The 12,684-nt window shown below is 59.5% G+C and carries 8 protein-coding genes; 1 reads left to right on the top strand and 7 read right to left on the bottom strand.

The window, feature by feature from the left end:
* The first annotated feature begins 106 nt into the window (after positions 1-106).
* The gene (locus tag EGJ27_RS10060) at positions 107-2,899 is read left to right on the top strand and encodes an RHS repeat domain-containing protein (protein WP_125830571.1); all 2,793 of its coding nucleotides are present in this window, start codon (positions 107-109) and stop codon (positions 2,897-2,899) included.
* A 354-nt stretch (positions 2,900-3,253) separates the two neighbouring features.
* Here EGJ27_RS10060 and EGJ27_RS10055 read toward each other — a convergent pair whose 3' ends face one another.
* The 7 genes from EGJ27_RS10055 to algG form a co-directional block, all read right to left on the bottom strand.
* Positions 3,254-4,705, bottom strand: coding sequence for a mannose-1-phosphate guanylyltransferase/mannose-6-phosphate isomerase (locus EGJ27_RS10055; protein ID WP_125830570.1), 1,452 nt, complete (start codon positions 4,703-4,705; stop codon positions 3,254-3,256).
* A 117-nt stretch (positions 4,706-4,822) separates the two neighbouring features.
* Complete coding sequence (locus tag EGJ27_RS10050) at positions 4,823-5,491, bottom strand: alginate O-acetyltransferase AlgF (protein WP_125830569.1); 669 nt, start codon at positions 5,489-5,491, stop codon at positions 4,823-4,825.
* Between the two features lie 13 nt (positions 5,492-5,504).
* Entirely contained in the window at positions 5,505-6,680 is a 1,176-nt protein-coding gene (locus tag EGJ27_RS10045; protein ID WP_125830568.1) for an alginate O-acetyltransferase, read from the bottom strand.
* Between the two features lie 10 nt (positions 6,681-6,690).
* Positions 6,691-8,247: an MBOAT family protein gene (locus EGJ27_RS10040; protein WP_125830567.1), complete on the bottom strand. Its 1,557-nt coding sequence runs from the start codon at positions 8,245-8,247 to the stop codon at positions 6,691-6,693.
* Positions 8,248-8,448: 201 nt separating this feature from the next.
* Positions 8,449-9,582: a mannuronate-specific alginate lyase gene (locus EGJ27_RS10035; RefSeq protein ID WP_125830566.1), complete on the bottom strand. Its 1,134-nt coding sequence runs from the start codon at positions 9,580-9,582 to the stop codon at positions 8,449-8,451.
* Positions 9,583-9,590: 8 nt separating this feature from the next.
* A complete protein-coding gene (locus EGJ27_RS10030; protein ID WP_125830565.1) occupies positions 9,591-11,033 on the bottom strand; it encodes an alginate biosynthesis protein AlgX in 1,443 nt (480 codons plus the stop codon).
* Positions 11,034-11,047: 14 nt separating this feature from the next.
* Complete coding sequence (gene algG / locus EGJ27_RS10025) at positions 11,048-12,658, bottom strand: mannuronan 5-epimerase AlgG (RefSeq protein ID WP_125830564.1); 1,611 nt, start codon at positions 12,656-12,658, stop codon at positions 11,048-11,050.
* Positions 12,659-12,684: the final 26 nt, after the last annotated feature.

Here is a 12,684-nt window from a genome sequence, read left to right as displayed (position 1 = left end):
ATTCTCCAGGCTGCGGGCCATCCATCGGCTGTCGCTCGCCCGGTCTGGCGCAGCCGCAGTGCACAACTAACCTTGAAAAAAGGACGAATCAGGGACGACGGTAACCATGGATGGTCGATCCGCTGCTTTGCATTGGCATACCCCGCACTTGCACCTGCTGGACCCTCGCAGTCTTGCATGCGCTACGGTCGCCTTTTGCCGTCGAGATGTCGCCGAAGAGGCGCAGGCCCGGACTCATCGCACGGCTTTCGATGCCGCAGGCCGAGCGGTCAGCCAGTGGGATTCCAGGTTGTGGGCCGATCACGCAGCGCCCAACCTGAGCGTGATGTATTCCCTCAGCGGCCGGGTTCTGCTCAGCGACAGCGTGGACGCCGGTTGGCGTCTGGAGTTGCCGGGCGAGGGCGGGCAGGCGGCTGAGGGTTGGGACGGCCGCGGTACGCTATGGCGCACGTATTACGACGCATGGCTGCGCCCGACGGCCGTATTCGAGAACCGGCGCTGCGTGGCACGCCTGAGCTATGGCGGTCCGGACTCAGCCGAGCATAACCAGTGCGGTCAGTTGATCCGTCATGATGACCCGGCGGGTACCGGCCTGAATGCCGAGTTCAGCCTGACCGGTAACGTTACCCGACAGATCAGGCACTTCTTGCGCGACCTCGATGTACCCGACTGGCCCGAGCCTGTGGCTGATCGGGATGCCTTGCTGGAACCCGGCGAGGGCGCGACCACGCACTGGACGCTTGACCCGTTTGGCGAAGTCGTCGACCAGACCGATGCCCAAGGTCACCTCCAGACATCGGTCTATACCGTTGCCGGTCTGTTGAAAGAACAGCGGTTGCAACTTGCCGGCCGGGCACCGCAAATCCTGGTCGGTGATATTCGCTACGACGCGCACAACCGGGTCGAGGCGCAATCGGCGGGCAACGGCGTTGTCACCACAGCCCGGTATGACGCCAGAGATGGTCGCCTGCTTGAGTTGAAAGCGGTACGCAGCAGCGGCGAGTTATTGCAGGACTTTAGTTACGACTACGACCCGGTCGGCAATGTGACGCGCATCGAAGACCGCGCCCAGCCCATTCGATACTTCGCCAATCAACGCATCGAGCCGGTCTCGACTTACCGTTACGACACGCTCTACCAATTGATCGAGGCGACCGGCCGGGAACTGGCAACGGTCAATCACGGGCCGGTGTTTGCGGATTTCCAAAGCCCGCCCGACCCTGCGCAACTGGCGAACTATACACAGACCTATCAATACGACGCTGGCGGCAACCTGCAGCAGCTGACCCATGTCGGCTCGCAAAACCACACCCGGACTTTCGTCACCGCCAGGTCCAGCAATCGCAGCCTGCCGGTGATCAACAACCAACCGCCCGATGAAGACGCCATCGCTGCAGCGTTCGACGCCAACGGCAACCTGCTGCAATTGCAACCCGGCCAAGTGCTGAGCTGGAACCTGCGCAATCAGTTGCAGGACGTGCGGCCGGTGGTGCGCGAATCCGGCGCCGACGACAGCGAGCGTTATCTCTATGACGGCAGGGGCCAGCGCCTGCGCAAAGTGCGCACGACCCAGGCCAAGGCGGTCACTCATGTGGCAGAAGTGCGTTACCTGCCGGGCCTGGAGATCCGTACCGATACTGCCAGCGGTGAAACCTTGCAGGTCATCACCACGCAGGCCGGACGCAATGGCGTGCGGGTGCTGCACTGGCAAGCCGCAAAGCCCCCTGACGTAAGCAACGACCAGGTCCGCTATAGCCTGAACGACCACTTGGGTTCCAGCACCCTGGAACTGGATGCTCAGGCGCAGATCATCAGCCAGGAAAGTTACTACCCGTACGGCGGGACTTCATGGTGGGCCGGGCGCAATGCCGTTGAGGCAAGCTATAAAACCGTGCGCTATTCCGGCAAGGAGCGGGATGGAACCGGGTTGTATTACTACGGTTTCAGGTACTACGCGCCGTGGCTGCAGAGGTGGATCAACCCGGACCCGGCGGGAGCGGTGGATGGGTTGAATCTGTACCGCTTTGTTCGCAATTCACCCCTACGGTATTTCGACAGCGAAGGGGCACACCCCCAGGATGTGGTGGTTGCAACGGGCTTTTCTAATTTTACTCAGCCGCAGCAAGCCAAGATGAGGGAGGCTCTTGATATGTCGGTCCTTCTGTTGAAAATTACTGCCGCAGAGCTAGGACGCGAGCGCCCCGGTTACGCTGTTTCAGAAGCTTTTTCCGCAACGTTTGGTGAGGACCTGTCGCTGGAATTGAAGAAGTTTACCGTCGCGGGCGTACGAGCAGAGTTGATTGATCAAGCAAATTTCTTATCATCCCTTCTTGAGCCCGAAATGGCAGAAACTCTCCATCTTTACGATTTTGCAGACGCGCGTCAGGCCGAGACAGGCGTAACAACTGACTACGATAGAACGTATGTAGGGATGCGAATATCCAGAGATTTCCTGGAAAAATCAAACGTACTCCTGACCGCTTTTACGTTTATTCATGAAGCGTCCCATGCCGCTAGTGGAACGGTTGATGTTTACTATCATGATCCTCTTCCACTGGAAACCATAGTCACCCCGGAACAGGTAAAGGTGTGGTCAAAGGAGATTAGAAAGTCTTTACAAGATCTGTCGGCTAGTGCACCGGATGAGGCAAGCTTTGACGCTGCCGGCTATAAACATGCCATGCAGTCTCTGCGTGCTGGCCTTGACACGGCAGAAAGTCGGACTGAAGCATTTCTTGATCCAAATGTTCGTACTTCGTTAATGCGACTAAACGCGGATACCTATGCTGCATTTGTCATGTCTTCGGAGGTTCCGGCCGCACTGGTGGCCTTAAAAGCGCAAAGAACAAAGCAGCTGAATCGGGGAGGGCCAGAACCCAAGCGCCGGAAAATAGCATGATTATCGTCAGTAAAAACCAGATAGGCCGCAGTGTGTAAGCAGCTTGAGGCGCAAGAGACTTCGACTTCCCGCCTTCCAAGGTATTCGGGCTTTTAGCCGCATAGGTGCGCTGAACGAAGCCTCGGATTGGGGCAGACGCTTGACCAATAGCTTTGATCCAGGGCTTGGGACGGAGATGCCAGCCGGGTGACTAATAGTTTACGGCGCTGCGATAAGGTGTTCTCGAATGCCGGCGTCTTCCGCTGGAGAGGGTGAAGATGCAGGGAATAAAAAACCCTCAACACCCTTCTGCGGATGGGGATACGCAGAAGGGTGTTGAGGGTCAGGGCTTGCCGCTTGCCGCTTGCAGCGCTATCAGCGCGCGATAGTCTGCGTCTTCACGCCCGCTTCCAGCGCGCCGGAACGACCGTAGATATCTTCAAAACGCTCGATATCGTCTTCGCCCAGGTAGCTGCCCGATTGCACTTCGATGATTTCCAACGGGATCTTGCCCGGATTTTTCAGGCGGTGAACCGAGGCGATCGGGATGTAGGTGGACTGGTTTTCAGTCAGCAGGAACACGTTCTCGTCGCAGGTGACCTGAGCGGTACCCGATACCACGATCCAGTGTTCGGCGCGGTGGTGGTGCATCTGCAGCGACAGGCACGCACCCGGTTTGACCGAAATGCGCTTGACCTGGAAGCGACCGCCCATGTCGACCGAATCGTAGGAACCCCACGGACGATAGACTTCGAGGTGGTTCTGGGTCTCGGTACGGCCTTGCTCGTTGAGCGTGTTGACCATCTGCTTGACGCCCTGGACCTTGTCCTTGTGGGCGATCATCATGGCGTCCTTGGTTTCGACGACCACGATGTTGTCCAGGCCGATCACGGAAACCAGTTTGCCGTTGCCGTGAATCATGCAATTGCGGCTGTCCTGAATGACCACGTCGCCTTTGGTGACGTTGCCGTTGCTGTCTTTCTCGTTGACTTCCCACAGCGACGACCAGCAGCCCACATCGCTCCAGCCTGCCGAAAGCGGCACGACGCAGGCGCGCTGGGTTTTTTCCATGACGGCGTAGTCGATGGAGTTATCCGGGCAGCAGGCGAAGGTGGCAGCGTCGATTTCGATGGCGTCGCCGTCGTGGACGCTGCGCTCCAGCGTCAGCATGCAGGTGTCGTAGATGTCCGGATCGTGCTTTTTCAGCTCTTCCAGGAAGCGGCTGGCACGGAACAGGAACATGCCGCTGTTCCAGTAGTAACCACCGGCGTCGACGAATTCGGCCGCACGAACTTCGTCCGGCTTCTCGACGAACTGCGATACGCGGCTCACACCTTCCGGCAGCAGGGCGTCGGCAGTGGACTTGATGTAGCCATAACCGGTTTCCGGCTTGTTGGCCGGCACACCGAACAGCACCATCTCGCCACGCTCGGCAGCCACGGTGGCCAGGGCCAGTGCGCGTTGCAGGGCTTTCTGATCTTCGATCACGTGGTCAGCCGGCAGGACCAGCATCAGGCCGTCGTTGCCATCGTTGACCAGCTTCATCGCGGTCAGGGCAACCGCCGGGGCGGTGTTACGGCCGAAGGGCTCCATCAGGATGGCCTGGGTTTCCAGGTTCAGGGCCGCCAGTTGCTCGGTGACGATGAAACGGTGTTCCTTGTTGCAGACCACGATCGGCTTCTGCATGCCGTCGAACACCAGACGCTCGAGGGTCTGCTGGAAGAGGGTATGGTCGCCGGTCAGTGCCAGGAACTGTTTCGGGAATTGCTTGCGTGAAAGCGGCCAGAGTCGTGAACCGCTACCGCCTGACAAGATCACTGGAATCATTTTGTTTCTCCAATAGCATTCAATAAGGGCTGTACGTCGTTTCTAGCGTTTCTTTGTCGTTCTTGTTCCGCGTCGGCCAGGCCCGCGCAGGTGCGCGGGCCGGCCGATCCAATCCGTTTAGCGGGTAGCGACCGGTGGCTTGACCCACACTGGCGAGAGGCTGTTGCCACTGCCGGTGATGTAGAGCACAGCGGCTTCGCCACGCTCCAGTGCCACGGGTTTCACATCGGTGACTTTCTTGTCACCGTCGTACAGCGCCAGACTGACTTTGACCGGGTTGATTTCACGCTCGCCGGTGCCTTTGGCTGCCACGGCCTTGACCACATCGGTCTTGCCGTCGGCGGTTTTGAGAGTCAGTGACTTGTCGCTGAGGTTCTGAACACGAACCAGGGACTTCTGCTTGTTGCGGAAGGGCGGCTCTTCCACCAGCTGCGGCTTGCCGCTGGCGTGATTGACCAGGGTGTAATAGTGATCGCCTGCCAGTTTTACCGGCACGGTCTGGCTACCCAGCTTGGCGCTGTAGTCGCCCTGCGGCATGAAGCTGAACGCGGTGCTGCCCAGAGGCGCGACTTCGTTCAGGTTGGTGTTGCCGACACTGGCGCTGATCTCTGCGCTGCTGGCGTTGTAGACACGCACGAAGGTCGAGCCTTTCGGTGCGGTCGGGCCGTACAGGGCCGAGTCGCCTGCAAAAGCTTGCAGGGACATCAGGCTCAGGCCGGCAGCCATAGCGCAGGTTTTGAACAGACGGTTTTTAGCCAGACGATTTGGAGTTTTCTGTAAGGTCATAAGGGCAGTCCTCTCAGTTTTGCGCCCGTTGGGGCGACTCGGATTGTTTGGCGTTTAGAGCCAGGTTTTCTTGGGTGTCACGCGATTTCTTCAGCTCGGCGATCCACTGCGGATCGAATTCGCCAAGGTCGTTGTGAGCGGGCAGATAACGTTCAGGGAATTCCCAGATCACCACTTGGGGAGCCGAGTTCTTGAACGCATCGGTCTGCAGGTACTTGAGCATCGGCAGGATCGGGCCTTTGCCGTCTTCGGCGTAATTGACCACGTCGCTGCGTAATGCCTGCTTCAGCGCCCCCACGAAATTCCAGTTCGGGTTGGCGCTGTAGCTGGTACCTACCAGACCGACCGGCACGTCGCTGTCGGCAAAAAGAGCGTCGTCTCCGGCTGGTGCAGATTGGACAAGATCGGTGCTCATTTGTTGCAAAGTATCGGGTTTTGGCAGCAAATTACTGAACAATGGGTCCAGGGGCAGGAAATTGGTCAGGTCGCCCTTATAAGGAGCGCTTTCCTTGGCCTGGGTCACGAATTGCTCAGGCTCGCCTTGCAGCGGCGTTTTCTCGGCGATGGTCAGCCCCAGTTGCTGCGCGGCCACTTCGGCACCCATCGGGGTCCAGTGCGTGTCGGTGCGCAGGAACACCTGGCCTTTCTGCTTGGCCGCTTGCAGCGGAGCGAGCAGGTCAGGAGCAACGATCCCGGCCTTGGCCACCTCGGCGTGGAACTGCTGGTACAGGTCCACGTGCAGGCTGGCCGGCTTGTTGTCGCCAATGTGCTCGGGGTACATGCGGGTCTTGGCCGGAACGATGGCCAGTACCAGCTTGCTGCCCTTGGCCTCCAGCGCGTCGCGTACACCCTGGATCAGCGCCAGGTTGTCCGCTTCGTTCTGTTCGGCGTTGACGACGGCATCGAACTCTTCATCGGTGTACAACCACTGGTCCTTGCCGAGCACGACGCCCGGACGACCTTCGTTGAACAGCTTGTAGTCCAGCGCCGCCCAGAGATTGGTACCCAACCGTTTGATCGGGAACTCATCGTCGTAGTGCGTTTCCGCAGCCTTGGTCCACTTGCCGTCGAGCACCGTGGTTTCGGCCGAAGTCGAGAAGCTGCCGAAGCTGCGCAGCGACCAGATCCCCAGGACCAGAAGCAGGCCCAGGAAGATGGCGATGTAGAGGATTCGTAATGAACGGGTCATGTCAGTTTCCTCAGAACTGGAAGTAAAGGAACGGCGAGAAGCTTTGCGCCGACAGTTTGAGAATCGAAGCGATGAACAGCAGCAGGATCAGTGCGCGCATGGCGTAGCGAGGCCAGTCGGCTACCCAGTAAGCCGGTTGCACCTGGGCTTCGGCACCGACGGTGTAGCCGGGCAGGTGCAGGCTGCCGGGATTGTCGCCGGGCACTGCCTTGATGGTGCCGGGCTGCTCGGTGGCCGGACCGTCGGCCTTGGCAGCCTTGCGGTTTTCGGCATCGCGGCCCTGGTAGAAGTCACGCAGACCGAAGTACGCCAGGGTTACGTAGGCCACCACCAGAGTTGCCACTTGCAGGCCGGTGAGGCTGGCACGGTTGAGTTCCGACAGCTCCCACTCGCCGAAGCTGAACATCGCGCCGTACATGCGACCGGCTACGTGCAGGTTTTCGGCGCGGAAGATCACCCAGCCGATTACCACCAGCAGGAAGGTGAACGCCCAGCGGATCGGATTGAAGCTGTAAGGCTTGGTGTTGATGCCGACCGCCTTCTCGATCGCCAGCCAGATACCGTGCCACGCACCCCAGATCACGTAGGTGATATTGGCGCCGTGCCACAGACCACCGAGCAGCATGGTCAGGAACAGGTTGCGGTAGGTGGCGAACTTGCCACCGCGGTTGCCGCCCAGGGTGATGTACAGGTAGTCACGCAGCCAGGTGGAGAGGCTGATGTGCCAGCGGCGCCAGAATTCGGTGATCGACTGGCTGATGTAAGGCTGTTTGAAGTTTTCCATGAAGCGGAAACCCATCATCAGGCCCAGGCCGATGGCCATGTCGCTGTAACCGGAGAAATCGAAGTACAGCTGCGCGGTGTAGGCCAGTGCGCCCAGCCAGGCGTCGCCCGTGGTCGGGTTTTCCAGAGCGAAGCAATGGTCGGCCACGATCGCCAGGGTGTCGGCGATGAACACTTTCTTGATGAAGCCCTGCATGAATCGCGTGGCGCCTTCGGAGAACTTGTCCAGCGTGTGCGTGCGGTTGTTGAACTGGTCGGCCAGGTCACGAAAACGCAGCACGGGGCCGGCGATCAGGTGCGGGAAGATTGCGACGAACGCAGCAAAGTCGATCAGGTTGCGAGTCGCCGGCGTATCACCGCGATACACGTCGATGATGTAGCTGATGGACTCGAACACGTAGAACGAGATGCCGATCGGCAACAGCACGTGCGTCAGGATGAACGGCTCCAGACCCATGGAGGTCATGGCGGCGTTGATGCTGTCGACACCGAAGTTGGCGTACTTGAAGTAGCCCAGAATGCCCAGGTCGACGACCACGCCCAGCAGCAGCCAGCGCTGTGCGGGTTTGGTCCTGACTCCGGCGGCACCCACTTGCAGGCCGATCCAGTAGTTCCAGACAGTGACGCCAATGAACAGCGCCAGGAAGTCCACGCGCCACCAGGCATAGAAGATGTAACTGGCGAGCAGCAGCAGCAGGTTGCGATAGCGTTGTCCGCTCAAGTAGTACAAGCCGAGGAAGATCGGCAGGAACAAGAACAGGAACACGTTGGATGAGAAAACCATCCTTATCTCTCCGTAGGTCCAACAGTCAAGGGCTCAAGGCCCCCCCAAACCCCCCGTGAAAATCATGGGGGGTGAATCAATCACAGCACTGTCTTGCAGGAGCGAGCTTGCTCGCGAAAAGGCCGGTACGTTCGCAACAGATGTGTTGGTCGACCAATCGCCATCGCGAGCAAGCTCGCTCCTACAAAAGTTCCTGACTCATCAGGAACCGTTTTTGTCGCCCTTTTCATGCGACGGATCGAAGACCTTGGTCAGGTCGCCGCCCAGTCGGAACGTCTTGAACGGTTGTTTCTCATGCTTCTGTTCCAGCACATCGGCGCTGCAGCTGTAGAGCGAGCAGTACGGTTCGAGCCAGGCGTATTTCGGATCTTTCTTCAGATCTTCCATGTCCTGTTTCTCGCCACCGCGCGATGCGAATTCGTCCGGATCCTTCACACCGGCCAGGACCCGATCCGCCAGACGCTTGAGCGCGGCGTTGTTTTCCTGGCGCAGGTCCACGCCATTGGCCTGGGCAAAACTGGCGATCATCGCCAACGGCGGCAGTGCGTAGTTGTGGTAAGCCAGGGCGCGCTGACGACGCTTCATTTCGTTGGGCAGGAAACCGTCCTTGTCCACCTGATTGGCGGCGACCTTGAATTCCTTCACGGCCCAGTCGAACAAGTCGCGGCGATCAGTGGCGACGGCGGTTGCCATCACCGACCACGCTGACCAGTACGAATGGTTGTTGACCTTTTCCAACGGCAGGTTGCTCCAGTCGCTGACCACCTGTTCGCCCAGCTTGGCGAACCAGGCCTCGATGACCTGTGCCTCTTGCTGACGATTGGCCAGTGGCCTGGACTCGGAGAACTTCAGGCGCAGGTAGGACGACGACATGCTGCCCAGCGCCCATTTGCGCATGGACTTGCCGGTGTGGTTGAAGTCCTTGGACTCCAGCGCATCGGCCTTGGCCCAGGTGGTCAGCATGTTCAGCGCGCAGTCGAGCTGTTCAGGGCGGCCGTCGCGCATGTACTGCATGACGACTTTGCTGATGCCGCGCTCAAGGCTGGTGATGTCCTTGGTCGCGTCGCGAAAGGCCTTTTCCGACTCTTCATTGAGCGTGGCGCGTGCCTTGTCCGAGCCTTCGTACTTGCTGCGAAACACCAGCTTGTCGGTGTACGGCGCAGGCACGGCGTCGCACTTGAAGTCGCTGTCACCGGTCTTCACTTTTTCGATCGGCGCGTCGTAACCCTTGGGCGGGACCAGCGGCGCGGCGGCGGATGCGCCGGCTGCCCAGGCCATCGACGACAGGATTGCCATCGACAGCAGGGTAGGGCGAATCAGTTTCGGAGTCTGCATGGGTCACCTCATAGTCCGGCTTGAGCGGTCTGTTGCGCAGCGCGAGGAAGCACGTTGCGCTTGCATACTTTGGCTTCGACTTTCTGTGGTGCGGTGCCGGCCTCCGGTCCCTGGATTTCGAGCGCCAGCAACTGCTGGTTGGCCCAGTCTTCGTCTTCGCGCAACTGGAAGGCGAAACGTCCGTCGGTATCGGCGGTGTTGGGTTTTTCGATCTTCACGTCTTCATGGCGACCGTTCATGTACCAGAGACGGGCCTGAAGGGTTTTCACCGAGGTATCGGCGAAGCGGATATCGATCTGGTTGCTGCCGTTGCGAATGTCCTTGATGCCGTTCTTGCCGTTGACCAGCACTTCGTTGTTGCCCGGCTTGAGCGTGGTGCTGGCGCTCATGACCGCCGGCTTGCCTTCGCAACCGTTGTTGTCCAGCAATGCCATCATCTGGCGGTAGATGGTTTCCTGGTCCAGGCGATACAGCGGCGAGAATTCCCAGATCAGAATCTTCGGCGGACGCTGCTGGAAGTCTTCGCTGCCCAGGTACTGGATCATCGCGCCTTCCAGACCGCCGCCGGGGAAGGCTACGTTGAGCACGTCGGCGCTCATGTATTCCTGGAGAAAGCCGCCGAAGTTGTAGTTCTTGCCGCTGTGGCTGGTGCCGACCAGGGTGATTTCCGGGTTGCCGGAATCGCCGAACAGATCGCCATCCGCCGCTTCGCCTTTAGGCTCGGTGCTGAACTGGTCCATGTACTGGACGGCGTAACTGGTGCCGCACAACTGGCCGGCCATGTTGTGCAGGGTGCCGGTCTTGCCCATGCGGCCGGTGATCTTGCTTTCGAATTCACGCTTGGGAATGTCGTTGTAGCCGGGAATCTTCTTCACGGTTTCAGCCACGATCTTGGCCGTGCGCTGGGCGCCGTACGGCGTCCAGTGCTGGTCGCCACGGAAGTAGAAATCGTGGGCATTTTGCTCGTTGGTCAACGGCGACAGATCCGGCACCCAGTAGCCCATCTTGCTGAAGCGACCGAGCATGGCCTGATAGTTTTTCAGGGCCTTGTCGTAGTCGTATTTGTTGCGCTCGGCCGGCAGCAGCTTGTTGCGATCAACCATGCCGCGGGTCGGCTGATACACCACCACCAGTTCCACACCCTTGCGCTTGAACGCATCGTGCAGTTCTTTCATGCGGCGATAGCCGGCAGGCGTGGTGTCGAATTCGGTGCGCAAGTCTTCCTGCGTACGGAACAGCCAGTCGCCTTCGGCCTGCACCAGCGTGGTGAAGTTCTGCTGGTAGCGGCTGACGTAGTTCTTCGCATCATGAGCCGCCGGGCACAGCTGGCAGCAAGGCTCGGCGGTGAAGCTCGGCGCCTGCGAATCGTCGGCACGCGCCGCACCGGCCGCCGCCATGAGCGCTGCGGTCAGGCTGGAAAGGCTCAGTAATTTGATAAGTTGTGCGTGCATAGCAATACCCTTCCTCATTCCCGAAGCTCGCTCTGACGTTCTACGGGATCGATCAATACGGCTTTCTTCTGACGAACCAGCAAGTCGAGGATTTCATCCTGACGATCACCCAGCACACCGTTGAAAGTGATGCCGGCGGCCTTGGTCGGGGCCAGCATCGCCACCCGATACAGCTCGACACTCAACGGCGAGTCGATGGACAGCGGGCCGGAGCCGTTGCTGGTCAATTCGCCGCCGACCACGATCAGCGACACCTGAGCGTCGAACGGGTCGAGTTCGATGTCGCGGTCGGTATCGGTCAGGTCCTTGATGTGCCCGTAGACGCCCATCAGGCCGTTGGCCATGGACACGTTCTCGTACAGCTTGATGTTCACGCTGTTACGCACGCGGATACCGTGGCGACGGTTGGCGATCACGCGGTTGCCCCAGAGCAGGTTGTTGCCGCTCTCGTACAAGGTGATGCCATCGGTGTGGTTCTGATAAATCTCGTTGTAGGCGACGATGTTGTTGACGCTGTTACGGTCCAGAACCACGCCGGACAACTTGTTGTTGTGGCTCTTGTTACGAAAGATGAAGCTGTTGTCGACTTCGCGGGAAATGATGATCCCGTGCTTCTTCTTGGTCCCGTAGACGTCGTTCTCGGCAATGATCAGACCGTGGGAACGGTCGTGGGGGTCGATGCCGTAAACGATGTTGTCGCGGTAGACGTTGCCCTTGACCACGAAGTCGCGGGTTTCGTAGCAGTAGAAGCCGTACCAGAAATCGGAGAACTCTGAATCGATGATCCAGCCGGTCGGTTCCGGACGCTTGAGCACCTTGGCGGTGTTGGGCGTGTACTGCGAAATACTGATGCCGTACGACTTGCTCTGGTCATAGCCCATGCTCGCCATCTTGCTGTTGGCGATCCAGGTTTCGGAGCCACCCCAGGTCAGCAGGAACGGGCGGAACTCGTCGGGCTTGCGGTAAGTGGCCGGGCTGTTGCGCGACTCGCTCCAGGCGTTGACCTGGGTGTGAGTGATCAGCAGCTTGCCTTCGCTGACCAGGAACGAACCCTTTTCCTGGGACAGACGCAGCTCTTTGGTCTGCTTGTCGATCTCGAAGATGCCGGTTTCCTTGACCAGGATCGGCAGGCGCGCGATGTAGACACCCGGCGAGACTTCGCTCAGGTACTGCTTGGGCACTTTTTTCGCCAGATCCTGCAGGCTCACGTAGCCGTCGGAAATCATGATGGCCTGCGGGATGCCGCGCTGGCGCGCCACCCATTCGGCCATCTTGTTATCGCCGCCGACGAATTCCTTCATCCCGGTCTCTTCCATCATCCGGGAAACGGTGACCTTGCCCGGCCTGGTGCGCACGATCTTCTTCAGCGCCGCTTCCGCGGTGTAGCCGCTCAAGTCCGGCAGAGTGGGCTTTTCCATCGCCAGCGGTTCGGCCGACGGACTGCTGATGGAGTAGGTCTTGGCCTGCTGCAATTCCTTGACCACGCCGGGTTGCGGCACCGCCACTACCGGGCTGTTGGCGAGCGCCGCAGTGCTGGCCATCAACAGCGCGCTGCTCAGCACTGCGCTTTCCAGCAGTGCCAGCGGGCGGGCGCGGTTACGCACATTGCTTGATTGACTGTTCATCTATCGCACTCCTTGGGCGGTTCGCA

It is taken from the genome of Pseudomonas sp. v388 (genome assembly GCF_003935425.1).
In the GTDB taxonomy this organism is placed as follows: Bacteria; Pseudomonadota; Gammaproteobacteria; order Pseudomonadales; family Pseudomonadaceae; genus Aquipseudomonas.
This window is presented reverse-complemented; position numbering and strand designations above follow the sequence as displayed.

What these genes read in the sequence shown, in the direction of transcription:
- EGJ27_RS10045 (WP_125830568.1), bottom strand. Translation starts at nt 6,680, where the DNA reads ATGACCCGTTCATTACGAATCCTCTACATCGCCATCTTCCTGGGCCTG.
- EGJ27_RS10030 (WP_125830565.1), bottom strand. Translation starts at nt 11,033, where the DNA reads ATGCACGCACAACTTATCAAATTACTGAGCCTTTCCAGCCTGACCGCA.
- algG (WP_125830564.1), bottom strand. Translation starts at nt 12,658, where the DNA reads ATGAACAGTCAATCAAGCAATGTGCGTAACCGCGCCCGCCCGCTGGCA.
- EGJ27_RS10060 (WP_125830571.1), top strand. Translation starts at nt 107, where the DNA reads ATGGATGGTCGATCCGCTGCTTTGCATTGGCATACCCCGCACTTGCAC.
- EGJ27_RS10040 (WP_125830567.1), bottom strand. Translation starts at nt 8,247, where the DNA reads ATGGTTTTCTCATCCAACGTGTTCCTGTTCTTGTTCCTGCCGATCTTC.
- EGJ27_RS10055 (WP_125830570.1), bottom strand. Translation starts at nt 4,705, where the DNA reads ATGATTCCAGTGATCTTGTCAGGCGGTAGCGGTTCACGACTCTGGCCG.
- EGJ27_RS10050 (WP_125830569.1), bottom strand. Translation starts at nt 5,491, where the DNA reads ATGACCTTACAGAAAACTCCAAATCGTCTGGCTAAAAACCGTCTGTTC.
- EGJ27_RS10035 (WP_125830566.1), bottom strand. Translation starts at nt 9,582, where the DNA reads ATGCAGACTCCGAAACTGATTCGCCCTACCCTGCTGTCGATGGCAATC.